The organism is Bradyrhizobium sp. WCU1 (genome assembly GCF_053474805.1).
Genome location: NZ_CM130280.1, coordinates 3,851,291 through 3,870,422, shown reverse-complemented (window position 1 = coordinate 3,870,422; position 19,132 = coordinate 3,851,291). Strand labels below are relative to the sequence as shown.

Annotated in this window: 16 protein-coding genes; 10 read left to right on the top strand and 6 right to left on the bottom strand. The window is 62.8% G+C overall.

Going from position 1 to position 19,132, the window contains the following annotated elements; all coding sequences use genetic code 11:
- The first annotated feature begins 418 nt into the window (after positions 1 to 418).
- Entirely contained in the window at positions 419 to 1,591 is a 1,173-nt protein-coding gene (locus tag ACTUWL_RS17995) for an FIST N-terminal domain-containing protein (RefSeq protein ID WP_021078062.1), read from the top strand.
- On the top strand, positions 1,588 to 2,961 hold the full coding sequence (locus ACTUWL_RS17990; RefSeq protein WP_021078061.1) for an ATP-binding response regulator: 1,374 nt from the start codon (positions 1,588 to 1,590) through the stop codon (positions 2,959 to 2,961). Before ACTUWL_RS17995 ends, ACTUWL_RS17990 begins: the two co-directional genes overlap by 4 nt.
- 214 nt (positions 2,962 to 3,175) lie before the next feature.
- Here the strand turns inward: ACTUWL_RS17990 and ACTUWL_RS17985 are convergent, their stop codons facing one another.
- The 4 genes from ACTUWL_RS17985 to ACTUWL_RS17970 all read right to left on the bottom strand — a co-directional run bounded on the left by ACTUWL_RS17985 (position 3,176) and on the right by ACTUWL_RS17970 (position 7,820).
- Positions 3,176 to 3,955 (bottom strand): LuxR C-terminal-related transcriptional regulator, encoded by a 780-nt coding sequence (locus tag ACTUWL_RS17985; protein WP_021078060.1) that lies wholly within the window; start codon positions 3,953 to 3,955, stop codon positions 3,176 to 3,178.
- A 180-nt stretch (positions 3,956 to 4,135) separates the two neighbouring features.
- A complete protein-coding gene (locus tag ACTUWL_RS17980; RefSeq protein ID WP_021078059.1) occupies positions 4,136 to 4,816 on the bottom strand; it encodes a response regulator in 681 nt (226 codons plus the stop codon).
- A gap of 36 nt (positions 4,817 to 4,852) precedes the next feature.
- Complete coding sequence (locus ACTUWL_RS17975; RefSeq protein ID WP_021078058.1) at positions 4,853 to 6,052, bottom strand: c-type cytochrome; 1,200 nt, start codon at positions 6,050 to 6,052, stop codon at positions 4,853 to 4,855.
- Positions 6,053 to 6,104: 52 nt separating this feature from the next.
- The gene (locus tag ACTUWL_RS17970; RefSeq protein WP_021078057.1) at positions 6,105 to 7,820 is read right to left on the bottom strand and encodes a PQQ-dependent dehydrogenase, methanol/ethanol family; all 1,716 of its coding nucleotides are present in this window, start codon (positions 7,818 to 7,820) and stop codon (positions 6,105 to 6,107) included.
- A gap of 403 nt (positions 7,821 to 8,223) precedes the next feature.
- Here ACTUWL_RS17970 and ACTUWL_RS17965 point away from each other — a divergent pair, with 403 nt between their 5' ends.
- The 4 genes from ACTUWL_RS17965 to ACTUWL_RS17950 all read left to right on the top strand — a co-directional run bounded on the left by ACTUWL_RS17965 (position 8,224) and on the right by ACTUWL_RS17950 (position 13,369).
- Positions 8,224 to 8,709 carry a (2Fe-2S)-binding protein gene (locus ACTUWL_RS17965; RefSeq protein ID WP_021078056.1) on the top strand — a complete coding sequence of 162 codons (486 nt, stop codon included), beginning with the start codon at positions 8,224 to 8,226 and terminating at the stop codon, positions 8,707 to 8,709.
- Between the two features lie 90 nt (positions 8,710 to 8,799).
- Complete coding sequence (locus ACTUWL_RS17960; protein WP_021078055.1) at positions 8,800 to 11,139, top strand: xanthine dehydrogenase family protein molybdopterin-binding subunit; 2,340 nt, start codon at positions 8,800 to 8,802, stop codon at positions 11,137 to 11,139.
- 11 nt (positions 11,140 to 11,150) lie between these two features.
- Entirely contained in the window at positions 11,151 to 11,951 is an 801-nt protein-coding gene (locus tag ACTUWL_RS17955) for an FAD binding domain-containing protein (RefSeq protein WP_021078054.1), read from the top strand.
- Positions 11,952 to 12,256: 305 nt separating this feature from the next.
- A complete protein-coding gene (locus ACTUWL_RS17950; protein WP_021078053.1) occupies positions 12,257 to 13,369 on the top strand; it encodes a CaiB/BaiF CoA transferase family protein in 1,113 nt (370 codons plus the stop codon).
- 173 nt (positions 13,370 to 13,542) lie between these two features.
- Here the strand turns inward: ACTUWL_RS17950 and hppD are convergent, their stop codons facing one another.
- Positions 13,543 to 14,661, bottom strand: a complete 1,119-nt coding sequence (gene hppD, locus ACTUWL_RS17945; protein WP_021078052.1) for a 4-hydroxyphenylpyruvate dioxygenase — start codon at positions 14,659 to 14,661, stop codon at positions 13,543 to 13,545.
- Between the two features lie 123 nt (positions 14,662 to 14,784).
- Between hppD and ACTUWL_RS17940 the strand changes: the two genes are divergently transcribed.
- The 4 genes from ACTUWL_RS17940 to ACTUWL_RS17925 all read left to right on the top strand — a co-directional run bounded on the left by ACTUWL_RS17940 (position 14,785) and on the right by ACTUWL_RS17925 (position 17,755).
- The gene (locus ACTUWL_RS17940; protein WP_021078051.1) at positions 14,785 to 15,261 is read left to right on the top strand and encodes an Lrp/AsnC family transcriptional regulator; all 477 of its coding nucleotides are present in this window, start codon (positions 14,785 to 14,787) and stop codon (positions 15,259 to 15,261) included.
- Between the two features lie 85 nt (positions 15,262 to 15,346).
- On the top strand, positions 15,347 to 15,658 hold the full coding sequence (locus ACTUWL_RS17935; RefSeq protein ID WP_021078050.1) for a DUF1272 domain-containing protein: 312 nt from the start codon (positions 15,347 to 15,349) through the stop codon (positions 15,656 to 15,658).
- A 118-nt stretch (positions 15,659 to 15,776) separates the two neighbouring features.
- Positions 15,777 to 16,871: a ParA family protein gene (locus ACTUWL_RS17930; protein WP_106939977.1), complete on the top strand. Its 1,095-nt coding sequence runs from the start codon at positions 15,777 to 15,779 to the stop codon at positions 16,869 to 16,871.
- A gap of 8 nt (positions 16,872 to 16,879) precedes the next feature.
- Complete coding sequence (locus tag ACTUWL_RS17925) at positions 16,880 to 17,755, top strand: SIR2 family protein (protein ID WP_021078048.1); 876 nt, start codon at positions 16,880 to 16,882, stop codon at positions 17,753 to 17,755.
- 23 nt (positions 17,756 to 17,778) lie between these two features.
- On the opposite strand, the gene fahA is transcribed toward ACTUWL_RS17925, so the two are convergent.
- Positions 17,779 to 19,047, bottom strand: coding sequence for a fumarylacetoacetase (gene fahA, locus ACTUWL_RS17920; RefSeq protein WP_021078047.1), 1,269 nt, complete (start codon positions 19,045 to 19,047; stop codon positions 17,779 to 17,781).
- Positions 19,048 to 19,132 lie beyond the last annotated feature (85 nt).

Sequence of the window (19,132 nt, the reverse complement as noted above, 5' to 3'; positions counted from 1 at the left end):
CGGCGGCAACCCGCCCCAGTCCCCGGAGGGCAAAACTAAGGCAGAATCGATAAGGCCCGGTAAATGGGCAGCAATTCGCCCCGTAGTGATCCGGTACTACCTTGGTCGGCCCAAACCGAAGATTGACGCGTGGCGGCAGCCCGATAGTTTAGAATGGATCAAGCCTGACCCTGCCCGGGCCAGGAGAACACATCGGGAGGTGTCCCATGTCATCGCGTCGAGCGGCGCCGTTGGCGCTTGCGGCGAGCACGGCTGCCGGCGAAGTCGCCCGGCCAATGACATTCCCCCTCACGACCTAAGAGATAAAGGCTGGCTGGATCGCGAACCATCGCGGCATGGCCCGGATGCCCTTGAGACCCGCGCGGGCAGAACCAGCCGCGCCAAGAAAAGCAACAGATTCTGGTCAGGGAGAACGCCTTTGGCGAAGCAGAACGGCAGCGCCGCCGACAGCATTGTCGTGGTGCAGGCAAAGACCAACGGGCCGCGGGAAGCCGCCGACGAGATCGCGCGCCAATTGGCGGCGGCCGATCTCGCCATGCTCGTGGTGTTCGTGTCACCGTTCTATGACCCGCAACAATTCATTGCCGAGTTGTCCGGCCGGATGCCCGAGGTGCCGATCTTCGGCTGCACCACGGCCGGCGAATTGTCGCCTGGCGGCTGGGACGAGGACAGCGTGGTCGCGATGGGCTTTGACGCCGCCGATTTCGTCATCGCCGCCCGGCCGCTGTTCGATCTCGCGACGTTCCGGGTCGATCATGGCCGCTCGATCTGCACCGAGTTGCAGAGCGAATTCGCGCAGCGCACCGAGCATTGCGATCACACCGACGAGTCCTTCGGGCTACTCTTCATCGACGGCATGTGTCAGCGCGAGGAAACCATCATGTCGGCGATCTACGCATCGCTCGGCGACATCCCGGTGGTCGGCGGCTCCGCCGGCGACGGCCTGCGCTTCGAGAAGTCCTGGGTCTTCCACGGCGGCGCGGCCCATACCGACGCCGCCGTCCTGATCCTGATCCGGACCCGGCTGCCGTTCCGCCTGTTCAAGTGCGACCATTTCGAGCCGACCTCGACCAAGATGGTGGTGACCGAGGCCGACATCGAGCACCGCATCGTCAAGGAGTTGAACGCCGAGCCGGCCGCGCTGGAATATTCCCGCGCCGTCGGCCTCAGCGACAACAAGCTCGAACTGTTCTCGTTCGCGGCGCATCCGGTCCTGGTGCGCGTCGGCGGTGCCTATTACGCACGGTCGATCCAGCGCACCAATCCCGACGGATCCCTGCAATTCTTCTGCGCCATCGACGAAGGCATGGTGCTGACGGTGGCGCGCGAGCGCGATCCGATCGACGTCACAAGCCGCCTGCTCAAGGAGCTGACCGAGGATCTCGGCGAGGTCTCGATGTTCATCGGCTTCGAATGCGTGCTGCGCCGGCTCGACGTCGAGCAGCGCCAGCTTTCCCGGGAGATGTCGGAACTCTATCGCCGCAATAAAGTGATCGGCTTTCAGACCTATGGCGAGCAGTATCGCTCCATGCATGTCAACCAGACGCTGACCGGCATCGCCATCGGTAAGCGCGCTGTCGCGCCGCAATGACCGACAGCAAGACCACGCGCATTGCGGCCCTCGAACGCGAAGCCGAAAAGCTGCGCAAGATCAACGCGGCGCTGATGTCGCGCGTCGAGCGCTCCACCGACCAGCAGCTCAACGCCTTTTCCCTGTTCGAGACCGCGATCGCGCTCGACCAGCAGGTGCGCGACCGCACCCAGCAGCTCAAGCAGGCGCTGCAATCGCTGGAGAAAACCAATGGACGCCTGCTGCAGGCCAAGCAGCAGGCCGAGGCGGCAAGCTCGCTGAAGTCGTCGGTGCTGGTTTCGGTGACGCACGATTTGTTGCAGCCGCTGAATGCGGCACGGCTGACGCTGTCCGCGCTGACCGAAACGGCGACCGAGCCCAAGAGTGTCGCGCTGACCGACCAGATCGACCGTTCGCTCGCGACGCTCGAGGACATGCTGCGGACACTGCTCGACATCTCGAAGCTCGATGCCGGCGTGCTCCGGCCCGAATTCGGTCCGGTCGCGATCGCCTCGCTGTTCGAGCCGCTGGAACAGGAATTCGTGGCGACTGCCGCCAAGCGCAACCTCGACTTCCGGATCATGCCGTCGTCGGCGGTGGTCCGCTCCGATCCGCTGATGCTGCGCCGGATCCTGCAAAACCTCTTGGCCAATGCACTGCGCTACACCCAGCGCGGCACCGTGCTGATGGGATGCCGCCTCAAGGGCGACGATATCTGCATCGAGGTGCACGACACCGGGCCGGGCATCCCGGAAGCCCAGCGCGAGGCGATCTTCGTCGAATTCCAGCGCGGCGACGCCGGCGCCGGCGACAAGGCCGGCATCGGGCTCGGCCTTTCGATCGTGCGCCGGTTTGCCGACCTGCTCGGCCATGACATCAGGCTGCGCTCGCGCGCCGGCAAGGGCTCGGTGTTCTCGGTCACCGTGCCGCGCACGTTTGATCCGGTAGCGATCCCGGTGCGCGAGCAGGCCAGCGTCGACTATCGCTATGGCGGCATGGAGGGTGCGAAAATCCTGCTGATCGAGAACGACCTCTCCAGCGCCGAGGGCCTTGCTCATCTGCTGGAGAAATGGGGCTGCGACGTCGCGGTGACGATCTCCAAGACCGAGGCGCTCGAGCGTATCCACGCGCTCGACGGCGTTCCCGACGCCATCATCGCCGACCTGCATCTCGACAACGGCGAGACCGGCATCCAGGCCGTCGACGTGATCCGCGGCGAGATCAACGCCAAGGTGCCGGCGATCATCGTCACCGCCGACTACTCGGCCAAGGCAGCCTCCGACGTGTCGGCCTTTGGCCACGAACTCCTGAAGAAGCCGATCAAGCCCGCCGAGATGCGCTCGCTGCTGTCGTTCCTGCTGGCGGCGGAGCAATCGGGCCCGCGGCTATGACCAGAGCGTTTGCGAACGACCTGGATACCGGTTCGCGTGAAGTAAACGCGTCAAGACAACAAACCTGGAACCCCGTTCCGATGCGATCGGAACGGAATAGGCTCAAGGGCCTGATGAGATCAGGTTGAGCTGGAACGGCATCGAAGTTCACCTCTCCCTTGGGAGAGGTGAAGGAAGACCGTGCCAAGCCGATTCAACCAAAACTCATCCCGCTTTAGGCGCCGTGCGACGGCGGCGCCGCCGTCACCGGCGCATGGTCGTGCTTGCCGAAGTCGAGTTTCGACAGCGCGATGATGGCCTCGGTCCGGCTGCGCACGCCGAGCTTCCGCAAAATCTCCGAGACATGCACCTTTACGGTGGTGACCGAGATATCGAGCTCATAGGCGATGTGCTTGTTCTGCAATCCGCGGCAGATCATGTCGAGCACGCGCAGCTGCTGGGCGGTGAACTGGCCGAGCTGCTGCACCAGCTCCCTGGTCTCGGCCTGGGCTTTCCGCGCGGCAGCGGCGTCGCGGAAGCGCGTCGGCAGGCACACCTCGCCTTCGAGGATGCCGCGCAGCAGGCGCGCCAGCTCGACCTTCGGCGTCGACTTAGGAATGAACCCGGAAATGCCGAGCGAGATCGCGCCGCCGATGATCCGGGAATCGTCATGCGCGGATACGATCACCAGCGCGCTGCGCGGCGCCGCGGCCCGCACCCGGTAGGCCCCGAGCAGGCCCGTGGTCCCCGGCATCGACAAATCGAGCAGGATCAGATCGAGGCCATCGCGCGCGGCGATCACGTCAAGCGCGCCATCGATCGAGGTGGCCTGCAATACCTCGGCATCGGGAAACTCGGCCCCGATCACGCCGATCAGGGCAGCACGGAACAGCGGATGATCCTCGACGATCAGCAGTCGAGGCGCACCCGCCTTGCCGAGCGGCGGCTCGCCCGCCAGGGGCACGGTCGTGGTCAACGCTGCGCCGCCCTCCCTCGGATCGCTGATGACAGCCATTGTGCGCACGACGTTATCTCAAAGCTGACCGGCAGCCTATAGGGCGCACCCCGGATGCGTTCGCCGTGCAGTGCAGCAAGGCTAAAGCATGATCCGGAAAAGTGCGAAGCGGTTTTCCGAAAGATCATGCTCAAACAAAGGTCTAAAGCGCGATGATGATTCAACCAAATCTCATCGCGCTTAGGGCGCCTTTTCGGCCTTCGCACCCAGGCCGGCTTCAAGGGCGGGAAGCGGAATCTTGCCGAGCTCGATGATCGCCTTGTTGCGGCTGAACAGCTTCAGCTTGCGCAGGATCTCGGTGACATGCGCCTTGACGGTGGATTCCGCGAGCTTGAGTTCCGATGCGATCTCGCGGTTCTGCAAGCCGCGGATGATCAGGTGAAGGACACGAATTTGCTGCGGGGTCAGCTTCTGAATCCGCTCGCGCAGCGTCCGCGCCGTCTCGGACTGCTCCAGCGCGCCGACCGCGACGAAATCCCGCGGCGCCGAGACCGATCCGCTCAACACGCGTGCGATCGCCTGCGACAATTCGCCGAGCGAGGTCGATTTCGGCAGATAGCCGACCGCGCCCATTTCCAGCGCCTCGCGGATGGTGTGCTTGTCCTCCTCGCTCGAGACGATGGCGATCGGCAGCCGCGGATGGCGATCCCTGATCTTCTGGAAGCCGGAAAAACCGACGACGTCGGGCAGCAGCAGATCGAGCAGCGCCAGATCGATATTCGGCTCGCTGGCAAGGATGCCCAGCGCACCCTTGATCGAGGTCGCCTCATAGATCCGGGCATCGGGATGCGAGATGCGGATGGCGTTGCCAAGCGCCTCTCCGAACAGGGGGTGATCGTCGATGATCAGGAACCCCATCATGAGGACCCTCGCATTGGTATTTGCCGATGGCCGCTTCTAGTTCGACCCGCCGGTATCCTGCACGCTCTGCAGATAGGCATATACGTTTCTGAGCTCGTCGTCGCTGAAGACATCCTTCCAGGCCGGCATGCCCTTGGCCGGCCGCCCGTCATGGACGGTCTTCCAGAATGTCGATTCCATGTCGTCAGCATAGCGCTTCTTGAGCAGCCTGAGATCGATCTTTCGCTCGGCCTGGACCGCGTCCGGACCGTGGCAATGAGCACAGGTGCCATTGAAGACCTCCCGGCCCGCCTTGGCGTCTCCCTTGACTTCGCCGGTGGTCGCGGCGGTCTGAACCGGCTTCTCGGCAGCAGTCGCCTGCCCGATCGTGACCGGCTCGCTTGCTCCGGCGGACGAGGTGGTCGCCTGGCCGAACTTCACCGGGGCGCCGTTCGGCACGCCATATTTGGCAAACAGGGCGTCGATGTCCCCCTGCAGCGACGGCAGCACGCCGTCGACCTCATCGCGCAGCGCGCCGGACGCCTTGGCGAAGCCGATCGCGGTCGCCCAGAGCAGGCCGTCGCCCTCGGTCGAGACGATCTGATATTTGTCGCCGTAGCTGGTCTTGTTGAGCCAACCCGCCACCGGTGCCCAGATGAAGGCGATGTCCACCTTGCCCTGGTCGAGGGCCGCCATGCCCTCTTCCGGGCTCAGCACGGTGACCTTCTGGATGTCGTCGCGCAAAGCCAGCAGGTTCTGCGGCGTCGACTGATACTGCACCGCAACCCGCAACCCCTTGAGGTCGTCGATACCGGCGAGCTTGCGATCCGTGGCGCCGACCAGCGCATAGCCTTCATGGGCGATCGGCTTCGAGAAGATCACCGCCGGGCCCATGAAATCGTCGATCAGCGGCAGGCCGACCATGGCATCGCAATGCTTGCTGAGCAGCGTCTCCCGCACCGTGCGCTTGCCGAAATAGGACTTGTACCAATTATAGCTCACCGTGCGGCCGAGCTTTTGCGCCACCGCCTGGCCGATCTCGAGATAAAGGCCCGGCTTGCCCGGTTCGTCGCTCGAGAACGGCAAGTTGGTCGGATCGGCGCAGAGCCGTAGCGACGGCCTGGCCTCTTCCGCGCCGGCCGACAGGGCCGGCGCCAACAATGCGGCGGAGAGCAGCACGGTCCGGATCGCCATCCTCAACTGTACGCTACGCGTTGAGCTCGGCACGTCATTCGACTTGATGCCAGTCGCCTTCATGCAAGTCGCCTTGATGCAAGACACGGACAATGCTGCCTCCTTGCGACGGTCGTTACTGCAGGGCGAACACGAAGAGCGAGCCGCCTTCCGGCGCCGCGGCGACCATCTGCTTGCCGATGTCACCGAGGAAGGCCGGCAGCGCCGCGGTGCGTCCGACCACGATCGCGACATACTGCTTGCCGTCGACCGAATAGGTCACCGGACCGGCACCAATGCCGCTGCCGAGGTTCTTGCTCCACAGCACCTTGCCGTTCTTGGCATCGATGGCACGGAAGTCGCCGTGCAGATTGCCGGAGAACACCAGATTGCCGCCCGTCGTCAGCGTGCCGCCGTTGAAGGGCAGGTCCTCCTTGATGCTCCACACCTTCTTGTTGGCGATCGGATCCCAGGCCACGAGCTCGCCGAGGAAGCCGCCGGGACCCGCCTTGGTCGGGAATTCGGCGCCGAGATAGAACACGCCGCGCTTGTAGTTCACGTCGGAGACCGACCAGTCCATGCAGACATTGTTGGTCGGGATGTAGACGAGACCGGTCTGCGGGTTGAACGACATCGGCTGCCAGTTCTTGCCGCCGATCAGGTTCGGGCAGATGTCCTTGGCGGGATGGCCGGGGCCCGGACGCTTGTCCGGATCCTCTTCCGCCCGCATCGTGTTGATGTCCCACTTCTTGGCCCAATTGGCGAAGACGTACTTCTCGGCCGAGATCACCTTGCCGGTCTCGCGGTTGGCCACGAAGAAGAAGCCGTTGCGATCCGCCTTCATCAGGACCGGCGTCTCGGCGCCCTTGATCTTCAGGTCGGCGAGCAGCAGCTCGTTGACGCCGTCATAGTCCCAGGCGTCGGCCGGGGTGCCCTGGATGTGCCACTTGATCTTGCCGGTGTTGGGATCGATCGCCAGCGTCGAGGCGGTGTAGAGGTTGGTCAGCTTGCCGAAATTGCCGTCGCCGGTGGAGCGCACCCCGGTATTCCACGGCCCCGGATTGCTGGTACCCCAGTAGACGGTGTCGGACTTGGCGTCGTAGGAGCCGACCAGCCAGGCGGCGCCGCCGCCATGCAGCCCGGTATCGCCCTTCCAGGTGTCGCTGCCGGGCTCGCCCGGCGCCGGCACCGTGAAGGTCTGCCAGAGCAGCTTGCCGTCCTTGAGGTTGAAAGCCTGCAACGCGCCGCGCACACCATATTCGCCACCGCCGAAGCCGGTGATGACCTTGTCGCGGACGATGAGCGGCGGCGAGGTGATGACCGAGCCTTGCTTGTAGTCGACGACCGTCGAGGTCCAGAGCTCCTTGCCGGTTTCGGCGTCGAGCGCGGTCAGCTTGCCGTCGAGCCGGCCGACGAAGATCTTGCCGTCGGCATAGGACACGCCGCGATTATTGACGTCGCAGCAGGCGTATTGAAGCACGTCATCCGGAATGTCGGGCTGCCAGGTCCATTTGCGGGCGCCGGTCGCGGCGTCGATCGCGTAGACGTATTTCGGACCCCACGAGGTCGAGACATACAGGTTCTTGCCGATCACGACCGGCGACGATTCGTTGGAGCGCAGCGAGGCCAGCGACAGCGAGTAGACCAGTTGCAGCTTGCCGGCGTTCTCGGAATTGATCTGCTTCAGCGGGCTGAAGCGCGTATTGCCGTAATCGTGGCCGGCGATCGCCCATCCGTTCGGATCGGACACCGCCTTTGCAACGGAATCATTCGCATTCGACGCAGTAATTCCTGCCATCACCATGGCGACCAGCGACACGCCGGCAAAGAAAATCCCGCTCCTCAGCTTCATTGGCTTCCTCCAATATGGTTTCGTTGCCGCGATGGATGCATCGCGCGCGCGTCTCACTACCCAATTCGTGAACCAGCGATCTTCGGTCGCTATGTCGCGATGAAAATGCCAGCTACGCTTTTTTGTCGTTATAGGCGGAAGGTAGTAGCAATCGCCGCGGCGGTTTTTGATATGCCGCAAACCAGACCAGCAGGCGGAGAACCCGTTGCGCTGCCGCGCAATTTCGTCGCGCCGGAGCACGCCGAAAGCAGCTTGCAAATTGCCCATTGAACGGCTGCCTGCTAGGATCGCAGCCACAGCCCGGAGCCTTCATGACAGGGCCGCAACTACGACTTTGATCGCGGTTACGACCCACATGAAGCGTGGTCTACTGGGCCCATAACGAAGCTATTGGGAGAAACGCGTGTCTACAGTCAAACTGACGGTAAACGGCAAGGCGGTCTCGGTCGACGTCGAGGACCGAACCCTCCTCGTGCACCTGTTGCGCGAAAATCTGAACCTCACCGGCACCCATGTCGGCTGCGATACCAGCCAGTGCGGCGCCTGCGTCGTCCATGTCGACGGACGGGCGGTCAAATCCTGCACCATGCTGGCCGGCCAGGCGGCTGGCTCCAACGTCATCACGATCGAAGGCCTTGCCAAGGGCGACGAGCTGCACCCGATGCAGGCGGCGTTCCGCGACAATCACGGCCTGCAGTGCGGCTATTGCACCCCCGGCATGATCATGTCCGCGGTCGACATCGTGCACCGCCATGGTGGCAAGCTCGACGAGGAAACGGTTCGCCACGAGCTCGAAGGCAACATCTGCCGCTGCACCGGCTACCACAACATCGTCAAGGCGGTGCTCGACGCTGCCGGCCGCATGAAGGTGGCGCAGGCCGCCGAATAGCGCGCTACGCACCGCACACGATCAAGCTCATCACCGCCGGTCTCGATGGAAACGGCGGCAATTCGAATCTCCGGTCGGGAGGACCAGACCATGGGTGTTGAAGGAATTGGCGCACGCGTCGTGCGCAAGGAAGATCGCCGGTTCATCACCGGACAAGGACGTTACGTCGACGACGTTAAAATGGTCGGCATGAGTTACGCTCACTTCATCCGCAGCCCGCATGCCCATGCCAAGGTCAAGGGCATCAACTCGGCCGAGGCCATGAAGATGCCCGGCGTGATCGCGGTGCTGACCGGGCAGCAGATCGTCGACGACAAGGTCGGCAATCTGATCTGCGGCTGGGCGATCACCTCGAAGGACGGTTCGCCGATGAAAATGGGCGCATGGCCGGCGATGGCGCCGGAGACCGTGCGCTTCGTCGGACAGGCGGTCGCGGTGGTGATCGCCGAGACCAAGAACCAGGCCAAGGACGCGGCGGAAGCCGTCGTCGTCGATTACGAGGAGCTTCCCGCCGCGGCCGACATCAAGGCCGCGATCAAGCCCGGCGCACCGCAGCTGCACCCCGAGGCTCCCGGCAACATCGTCTATGACTGGCATCTCGGCGACGAAGCCGCGGTCAAGGATGCATTCAGCAAGGCGGCCAACGTGGTGACGCTGGACCTCACCAACAACCGCCTGGTGCCGAATGCGATGGAGCCGCGCGCAGCGGTCGCGCATTACGACCAAGCCGAGGAGCACTACACGCTCTACACGACCTCGCAGAACCCGCACGTCGCCCGCCTCGTGCTGTCGGCGTTCTACAACATCGCGCCGGAGCACAAGCTGCGCGTGATCGCGCCCGACGTCGGCGGCGGCTTCGGCTCCAAGATCTACATCTATCCGGAAGAGATGGTGGCGCTGTGGGCCTCGAAGAAGGTAGGTCGCCCGGTGAAGTGGACCGGTGACCGATCGGAGGCCTTCCTCACCGACGCGCATGGCCGCGACCATGTCTCGAAGGCGGAGATGGCGTTCGACAAGGACAACAAGATCCTCGGCCTGCGGGTGAAGACCCACGCCAATTTCGGCGCCTACATGTCGCTGTTCTCCTCGGCGGTGCCGACCTATCTCTACGCGACGCTGCTATCGGGCCAGTACGTGATCCCGGCGATCTATGCCGAGGTGATCGGCGTCTACACCAACACCACGCCGGTCGACGCCTATCGCGGCGCCGGCCGCCCCGAAGCGAGCTATCTGATCGAGCGCATGATGGAGACCGCGGCGCGGCAGTTGAAGGTCGATCCGGCCGAACTGCGCAAGAAGAACTTCATCACCACGTTCCCGTATCAGACGCCGGTCATCATGGCTTATGACATCGGCGACTTCCACGCCTCGATCGACGCCGCGATGAAGGCGATCGACTATGCCGGCTTCCCGGCCCGCAAGGCCAAGGCGAAAGCCAGTGGCAAGCTGCGCGGCATCGGCGTCTCCTGCTATATCGAGGCCTGCGGCATCGCCCCGTCGAAGGCGGTCGGCAGTCTCGGCGCCGGTGTCGGCCTGTGGGAATCGGCTGAAATCCGCGTCAACCCGGTCGGCACCATCGAGGTGCTCACCGGCTCGCACAGCCACGGCCAGGGCCATGAGACGACGTTCTGCCAGATCATCGCCGAGCGGCTCGGCGTGCCGATCAGCCAGGTCTCGATCGTCCATGGCGACACCGACAAGGTGCAGTTCGGCATGGGCACCTACGGCTCCCGCTCGCTCGCGGTCGGCGGTACGGCGATCGTGAAGGCGATGGAGAAGGTCGAGGCCAAGGCCAAGAAGATCGCGGCACATGCGCTCGAGGCGTCCGAGAGCGACATCGTGATCGAGAACGGCGAGTTCAAGGTCACCGGCACCGACAAGTCGATCGCGCTGCCGATGGTCGCGCTCGCCGCCTACACCGCGCACAACCTGCCCGACGGCATGGAGCCCGGTTTGAAGGAGACGGCGTTCTACGACCCGACCAACTTCACCTTCCCGGCCGGCGCTTACATCTGCGAGCTCGAAGTCGATCCCGGCACCGGCAAGACCTCGTTCGTCAACTTCGTGGCGGCGGACGATTTCGGCCGGCTGATCAACCCGATGATTGTCGAGGGCCAGGTTCATGGCGGTCTTGCGCAAGGCATCGGCCAGGCGCTGCTCGAAGGTGCGGTCTATGACGACACCGGCCAGCTCGTGACCGCGTCGTTCATGGACTACACCATGCCGCGCGCCGACGACCTGCCGTCGTTCCAGCTCTCCCACACCACGACGCTGTGTCCGGGCAATCCGCTCGGCGTCAAGGGCTGCGGCGAAGCCGGCGCGATCGGCGCCTCTGCTGCCGTGATCAACGCGATCACGGACGCGATCGGCAACAACAAGCTGGAAATGCCGGCGACGCCCGATCGCGTCTGGCACGCCATTCACGGTTGAGGGAGGATACGATGTACGAGACCAACTATCACCGCGCATCCTCGATCGACGATGCCGTGGCGCAGTTCGCCAAGGGCACGGACTCCAGGTTCCTTTCCGGCGGCCAGACCCTGCTCCCTGTGATGAAGCAGCGCCTCGCTGCTCCGTCCGACGTGATCGACGTCGCCAAGATCAAGGACATGATCGGCATCGACGTGTCCGGCGATACCGTCACCATCAGGGCCGCGACCACGCATTACGACGTCGCGCAAAGCGACGCCGTGCAGAAGGCGATCCCGGCGCTCGCCCATCTGGCGTCGATGATCGGCGATCCTGCCGTGCGTCATCGCGGCACGATCGGCGGCTCGCTCGCCAACAACGACCCGGCGGCGGACTATCCGGCGGCGGTGCTGGCGCTCGGCGCCGTGGTCAAGACCAACAAACGGTCGATCCCGGCGGAGGACTTCTTCAAGGGCCTGTTCACGACGGCGCTCGAGGATGGCGAGATCATCACCGCCGTGTCGTTCCCGGTCCCCGCCAAGGCCGGCTATGCCAAGATGCGGCACCCGGCCTCGCGTTTCGCGCTGACCGGCGTGTTCGTCGTCAAGACCAAGGCGGGTGACGTCCGCGTCGCCGCGACCGGCGCCTCGCAAAGCGGCGTCATGCGGGTGGCGCCGATCGAGCAGGCGCTGAAGGCGAACTGGGCGGCCTCGGCGCTCGACAGCGTGACGATCCCGGCGAGCGGCCTGCTCGCCGACATCCACGGCTCGGCGGATTACCGCGCCAACCTGGTCAAGGTGATGGGACAGCGGGCGGTGACCGCGGCCGGCTAGCCGCTATCCCTCCTGAACCCATGCAGACGGCGCGCAGCGATGCGCGCCGTTCGCGTTTTGCTGGCATTCCAGCCGAAAGAGCTTGCCACGTCCCCCATTAGGCGAGAGAATTTAGCTAATCAGCTAATTAAAAATACCGTCAGACGGGCGGCCCCGGGGAGAGGACTTAATGAGGTTCGGCAGCACCACTTGCCACGGCCCCCAATCGCCGGACCGGACTTCTGACATCGAGCCGGCGTGACGCCCGGCGCGCCGATCCACAGACTCTTCGACCAGCTCCCTCACAGCAACAACGGAACAACAACGTGCTCGACAAGCCCGCCTCCCAAACCGCCGCTCGCACCTCGGGCCCGCTCACAGGCTTCCGCATCGTCGAATTCGCCGGCATCGGTCCCGGCCCGTTTGCCTGCATGCTGCTCGCCGACATGGGCGCCGAGGTCATCACGCTGGACCGGGTCGGCGCGGGCAAGAATTTGAAGGCGGTGGCGACCCGCGGCCGCAAGGTTATCGAGCTCGATCTCAAGAACAAGGCGGCGATATCAGAAGTGCTCGACCTGCTCAGCCATGCCGACGCGCTGATCGAAGGCTTCCGTCCCGGCGTGATGGAGCGCCTCGGCCTCGGCCCCGATGTCGTGCTCGGGCGCAATCCGAAGCTGGTCTACGGCCGCATGACCGGCTGGGGCCAGGAAGGCCCGCTGGCGAACGCCGCCGGCCACGACATCAACTACATCTCGATCACCGGCGCGCTCGCTGCGATCGGCACCAAGGAGAAGCCGGTGCCGCCGCTCAATCTGGTCGGCGATTTCGGCGGCGGCGCGCTCTACCTCGTGGTCGGCGTGCTCGCCGCGCTGCTGGAAGCGCAGAAGTCCGGCAAGGGCCAGGTTGTGGATACCGCGATGTGCGACGGCGCGGCCTCGCTGATGTCGATGTTCTACGACATGGCGGCGCAGGGCCGCTGGAGCGGCGGCCGCGACCAGAATTTCCTCGACGGCGGCGCGCATTTCTACGGCGTCTACGAGTGCTCCTGCGGCAACTTCATCTCGATCGGCTCGATCGAGCCGCAGTTCTACGCGCTGCTGCGCAAGCATGCCGACCTGACCGACGCCGACTTCGACGCCCAGATGGACCGCAAGGCCTGGCCGGCGCTGAAGGCGAAGCTGGAAAAGGTTTTCAAGAGCAAGTCGCGCGCCGACTGGTGCAAGATCATGGAAGGCACCGACATCTGCTTCGCGCCGATCCTCACCATGGAGGAAGCGCCCAAGCATCCGCACATGGCGGCCCGCCAGGTGTTTGTCGAACGCCACGGCGTCACCCAGCCCGCCCCTGCACCGCGTTTCTCGCGCACGCCGTCCGCCATCCGTGAGCCGGAGTTGGCGAGCATTGGGGATGTGACGAGCGCGTGGAAGGCAGGGAAGTAATTTCGCTGTCGTCCCGGCGAAGGCCGGGACCCATAACCCCGGAAGGCCGTTGTTGCGCACGACCGTTCCGCGGGATTGATATCCGACACACGCGATAGATTCCGCGGTATGGGTCCCGGCTTTCGCCGGGACGACACCTTTTGTTGTGCGCTACATAGCACGCTATGCTGTGCTCACGCCGCGTGGTCGACCTTGAGCACGCCGCGGCGGATCTGGTCTTCCTCGATCGATTCGAACAGCGCCTTGAAGTTGCCTTCGCCGAAGCCGTCGTCGCCCTTGCGCTGGATGAATTCGAAGAAGATCGGCCCGATCGCATTCGCCGAGAAGATCTGCAGCAGCACCTTGGTCTGGCCGCCGTCGACCACGCCCTCGCCGTCGATCAGGATGCCGTTGGTCTTGAGCCGCGCGACGTCCTCGCCATGCTTCGGCAGGCGGGCATCGATCCGCTCGAAATAGGTGTCGGGTGGCGACGGCATGAACGGCAGGCCGTCCGCACGCAACCGCTCGACCGTCGCATAGATATCGCGGGCGCCGCAGGCGACGTGCTGGATGCCCTCGCCGTGATAGATGTTGAGGTATTCCTCGATCTGCCCGGAATCGCCGGCGTCCTCGTTGATCGGAATCCGGATCTTGCCGTCCGGGCTGGTCAGCGCGCGGGAGAACAGGCCGGAGGCGCGGCCCTCGATGTCGAAGAAGCGGATCTGGCGGAAGTTGAACAGTTTTGCATAGAAACCGGTCCAGACGTCCATGCGGCCGCGATGGACGTTGTGGGTGAGGTGATCGACGTAATAGAGGCCCGAGCCGGCGGGACGCGGATTGACGCCGCCGAGCCAGTCGAACTCGGCATCATAGGCCGAACCCTTGGCGCCATAGCGGTCGACGAAATAGAGCAGGCTGCCGCCGATGCCCTTGATCGCGGGCACATCCAGCGTCTTCTCCGCGGACGACACATCCGCCGGCTCCGCGCCAAGTGCGATCGCACGCTCATAGGCGTGCTTGGCATCGACCACCCGGAACGCCATCGACGGCGCGCACGGGCCGTGCGCGGCGACGAAGTTGAAGCCGTGGCTGCCGGGCTCTTCATTGACGAGATAGTTGATGTCGCCCTGGCGGTAGACCGTGATCGCCTTGGTCTTGTGCCGGGCGACCGCGACAAAGCCCATCAGCTTGAACAAGGCGTGCAGCTCAGCCGGATTGGGATGGGCGTATTCGACGAACTCGAAGCCGTCGGTGCCCATCGGATTGTCGTCGGTGATTTCGGCTGGCGGCGCATCGTGCGGAAACGGACCCATGGCGGTAACTCCCTGATTTGCCTAGGGATCAGTCTCCGTCACTTGCTGCGCAACGTGCGTGCAAAATAGGGCTTGTTTTGCTAGTATCGCGCACGATTTGTGCATGAAATGGATATTCGGTGCATGCCAGAAGTCGACGCCTTCGACCTCAAAATGCTCGCCGCGCTGCAGGATGACGGCCGGCTGACGAACCAGCAGCTGGCCGACCTGATCGGTCTGTCAGCCTCGCAATGCTCCCGGCGGCGGATGCGGCTGGAGGAGGAGAAGGTGATCGCGGGCTACCACGCCGACCTCGCCGGCGAGGCGCTCGGCTTCGGCCTGATCGCCTTCATCCACATCACGCTGGCAACCCATTCGCCCGACAACGCCAAGCGGTTCCGCGAGCTGGTCAACCGGGTCGACGACATCCAGGAGGCCTATGCGCTGACCGGCGATGCCGACTACGTGCTCAAGGTGATGCTGCGCGACCTGAAGAGCCTGTCCGACATCGTCAACAACGTGCTGATGCCGCACCAGAGCGTCGCGCATGTGCGCTCATCGATCGTGCTCGACCGGCTGAAGGAGAGCACCAAGCTGCCGTTGAAAGCGTTACAAAGCTGACCTGGCACAAATCGAGGGAAATCCGTCATTCGCTTTCCCGGTCCGATCTGCGATCATTCCTTAACATCCGGCAAGAGAGGCGACGATGGCGCTGCAGCTGCGACCGAACTGCGAATATTGCGACAAGGACCTGCCGCCGAGCGCAACTGACGCCCGGATCTGCTCCTATGAATGCACGTTCTGTGCGGATTGCGCCGAGACCAAGCTCGGTAATGTCTGCCCGAACTGCGGCGGCGGCTTTGCGCCGCGGCCGATCCGCCCGGCCAAGCCCTGGCGGGCAGGCGTCTGCACCGTGAACCAGCCGCCGTCGGACAAGCGGGTGCATCTGAAATACAGTCTCGAGGACTGCGCGGCGCATACGGCGAGGCTGAAGGATATACCACCTGAACAGAGATAGCGCGCCTTACAAGTTCAATCCTGTTAGCAGGACCCATCTTCGGTGTCGCTAAGCTTGCGCGCACATCATCCAAGCTTAGAATAGCGAAGGAAGAATCCACAACCCTCCGGTGCATAAAGTGGCAAAAAGACAACGCGGCATCTCTACCGGCAAGCCACTTGATGCGGAAGACAAAGAACTATTCGATTCCGTCCGGGAGAGTGGAGTCAAAGCCACATGCTTCTTTAACAATAAGGGCGGCGTGGGAAAGACAACGCTCGTTGCAAATCTGGCCGCGGAACTAGCACTTAACTTTGGAGCGCGGGTTCTCGTCGTCGATGGCGATCCACAATGCAATCTTACTCAGTATGTTCTGGGTGAGGACGAATGGATCGATATCTATTCAGCAAATGACCCCACGTCCGTCTACAGCGTGATCCGGCCCCTTTCCCTAGGAAAGGGGTATGGCACCAGCCTACCTATCGTCAAAGCAGGAAATTTCGGCTTCGATATTATTGTCGGAGACCCACGCCTCGCACTGCAGGAAGACCTCCTTGCTCAAGACTGGCGCGATGCCAAAGCAGGCGGAATGCGAGGAATACGCACGACCTTTGTTTTTGCAGATGTGGTCGGAAAAGCGAAGGAAATGAACTATGATTTCGTGTTTTTCGACATGGGGCCATCGTTAGGAGCCATCAACAGATCGATTCTGTTAGCGATGGACTACTTCGTCGTTCCGATGGCCATCGATATTTTTTCACTTTGGGCCATAAGGAACATTGGTACGACCGTCGGAGTGTGGCAACGCGAACTTAAAACTGGGATTAGCTTGTCTGAGGACCCCTCTGAGATTCCAGCGGCCGATCAAGCTCGATCGCTACGATTCGTTGGCTACGTTACCCAACAACACAAAGAAAGGGGTGGGTCTGAGCCGGACCCTGCAGAGGAGAACGAAGCAACCAGAAAACGTATCGTGCAGGCGTACCAGGACATCAGCCAAAACTTCCCGGCTGAGATATCAGCTCACCTCGGCAAGTTCTTCGACGCGAAGAAAGTGGATCCTCACTTGGGTGATATTCGTCACCTCGGAAGTTTGGCTCCTCGATCTCAGAGTCAACATGCACCAATGATCTCCGTGCGGGGCACCGGCAGCTACACGCAGCTGCGAAAGCAGGCGCGAGACATCTATCGCGGGATAGCGATACGCTATCTAGAAAATGTTGTTGCGACCTGAGATTCGCGATGAGCGAATTTAATGCCGATCTTGTCGATGATCTCGCTCGCCGAAGAGTCGTTCTCTTTCTAGGTGCTGGAGTATCTGCGAGCGCCGCAACCCGTACGGGTGGAAGAATAAAGGGCTGGGAGGCCTTTCTCAACGAGATGAACGGCAAAGCCGGAGCCGCGGTCAAGGAACAGGTTACACGGCTCCTAGACCAAAAAGACTACCTGCTCGCGTGCGAAATCCTGCAGATGGACCTTGGTGAACGATGGGAACGCGAGATCGTGCAAGAATTCGGTCAAGCAGCGGAGCCCTCTCCACTCCATGAGGCGATAGTAGCGCTCGATCAGAGAATCATAGTCACAACTAACTTCGACAAGCTGCTCGAGATGTCTTGGCAAAGCAAAATAGGCTTTGCCACTCATTTCCCCCAGGTGATCACAGCTATCGACGCAAACATCTTCAACATCTTGAAAGATCAGTCAGGCAAATATCTAATCAAGCTTCACGGCACGATCGACGACGTACGAACCCTGGTCTTCTCGCGATCCGAGTATATCCGCATGGCATTCGGTAGTGCCGTGTATTCTGCCTTTCTGGAGACGCTTCTACTAAATTACACATTTCTCTTTATTGGTTTCTCCATGGACGATCCGGCGATTTCGTCTCTAATGGAGATGTATGCACTTCGTTACCCGAGAGCACGTCCCCACTACGTCATTTCTCCTGCGGGCTTGGAACCAAATATCATCGAGATAAATAAGCGCCTCCGAAAACTTGTGGTGATTGGCTACGACAGCTCTGACAACCACACAAAGCTGCCTTCGGTTCTTGGCGAGTTAGCAGGACTCATAAGGCCGAAGAGAAAAGAGATTGCAGCTGAGTTCTTGCTTCCGTGATAACTTCGTTCTATCCAGCGAACTCACTCCGCCGCGACGATCGTACCTTCGACTTCACCAAAGCCGACGCGGTAGCCGTCGCCCTGGCACCAGCCGCGCATGACAAGCGAGTCGCCGTTCTCGAGGAACGAGCGCGTCACGCCGTCGGCGAGCTCGACCGGCTCGGTGCCGTTCCAGCTGATCTCCAGCAGACTGCCGCGCTGGTGCTTCTCGGGGCCGGAGATCGTGCCGGACCCTAAGAGATCGCCGACATTCATCGCGCAGCCGCTGGAGGCGTGGTGCACGAGCTGCTGCACCGACGACCAGTACATGTATTTGAAGTTGGTGCTGCAGATCGTCTTCGCCTCGTTCATCGCACCGGCACGCAGGCCGACATCGAGCGCGAGATCGTAATTGTTCGGCCTCACCTGCTTCAGATAGGCCAGCGGCTCCGGCTGTTGCACCGGGCCCTGCATCCGGAACGGCTCCAGCGCCTCGCGCGTGACCACCCACGGGCTGATCGAAGTCGCGAACGCCTTGGCCTGGAACGGGCCGAGCGGCACGTATTCCCACTGCTGGATGTCGCGCGCGCTCCAATCGTTGAGGATGACGAAACCGAAGATCATCTCCTCGGCCTGCGCCTCGGTGAGCATCTCGCCCATCGCCGACGCCTGCCCGACGACAACGCCCATCTCGAGCTCGAAGTCGAGCCGCTTGCAGGGCCCGAAGCTCGGCACCTCTGCCGTCGGCGGCTTGAGCTGGCCGCGCGGCCGCTTCACCTTGGTGCCGCTCGCAACGACGGTCGAGGCACGGCCGTTATAGCCGATCGGCATGTGCAGCCAGTTCGGCTGCAGCGCATTGTCCTTGCCGCGGAACATGACGCCGACATTGGTGGCATGCTCCTTCGACGAATAGAAATCGGTATAGCCCGAAACCGCAAACGGCATATGCAGCTTCACGTCAGCCATCGGCACCAGCGCCCGCGCGCGCAATTCCCTGTTGTCGCGCAGCTCCGGATGATCCGAGCGGAGCAGCTCGCTGATCCGCGCCCGTGTCGCCGACCACACTTTCGGCCCGAGCGCCATGAACGCGTTGAGCGACGGCTGCGAGAACACGCCGAGCGGCCCGACATCGAGCCGAGAATCCTGCTCGAGCTCCCAGAGGTCGAGCACATAATCGCCGATCGCGACGCCGACGCGCGGAGCCAGTCCGTTCGCGGAGAACACGCCGTAGGGCAAATTCTGGATCGGAAAGTCGGACGTGGGCGCGACGTCGATGAAGGAGCGGAGTTTGGGGTCGTTGGGGTGGGGCATGGTCTCCTGCCGAAATAATTGACGCACTTTATCTCTCGTCATTCCGGGATGCGCCGTAAGGCGCAGGCCCGGAATCCATCAGGCC

Coding starts and splice junctions, on each gene's coding strand:
- ACTUWL_RS17985 (WP_021078060.1), bottom strand. CDS start 3,955: ATGGCTGTCATCAGCGATCCGAGGGAGGGCGGCGCAGCGTTGACCACG.
- ACTUWL_RS17980 (WP_021078059.1), bottom strand. CDS start 4,816: ATGATGGGGTTCCTGATCATCGACGATCACCCCCTGTTCGGAGAGGCG.
- fahA (WP_021078047.1), bottom strand. CDS start 19,047: ATGCCCCACCCCAACGACCCCAAACTCCGCTCCTTCATCGACGTCGCG.
- ACTUWL_RS17925 (WP_021078048.1), top strand. CDS start 16,880: ATGAGCGAATTTAATGCCGATCTTGTCGATGATCTCGCTCGCCGAAGA.
- hppD (WP_021078052.1), bottom strand. CDS start 14,661: ATGGGTCCGTTTCCGCACGATGCGCCGCCAGCCGAAATCACCGACGAC.
- ACTUWL_RS17970 (WP_021078057.1), bottom strand. CDS start 7,820: ATGAAGCTGAGGAGCGGGATTTTCTTTGCCGGCGTGTCGCTGGTCGCC.
- ACTUWL_RS17975 (WP_021078058.1), bottom strand. CDS start 6,052: ATGAAGGCGACTGGCATCAAGTCGAATGACGTGCCGAGCTCAACGCGT.
- ACTUWL_RS17960 (WP_021078055.1), top strand. CDS start 8,800: ATGGGTGTTGAAGGAATTGGCGCACGCGTCGTGCGCAAGGAAGATCGC.
- ACTUWL_RS17990 (WP_021078061.1), top strand. CDS start 1,588: ATGACCGACAGCAAGACCACGCGCATTGCGGCCCTCGAACGCGAAGCC.
- ACTUWL_RS17955 (WP_021078054.1), top strand. CDS start 11,151: ATGTACGAGACCAACTATCACCGCGCATCCTCGATCGACGATGCCGTG.
- ACTUWL_RS17935 (WP_021078050.1), top strand. CDS start 15,347: ATGGCGCTGCAGCTGCGACCGAACTGCGAATATTGCGACAAGGACCTG.
- ACTUWL_RS17940 (WP_021078051.1), top strand. CDS start 14,785: ATGCCAGAAGTCGACGCCTTCGACCTCAAAATGCTCGCCGCGCTGCAG.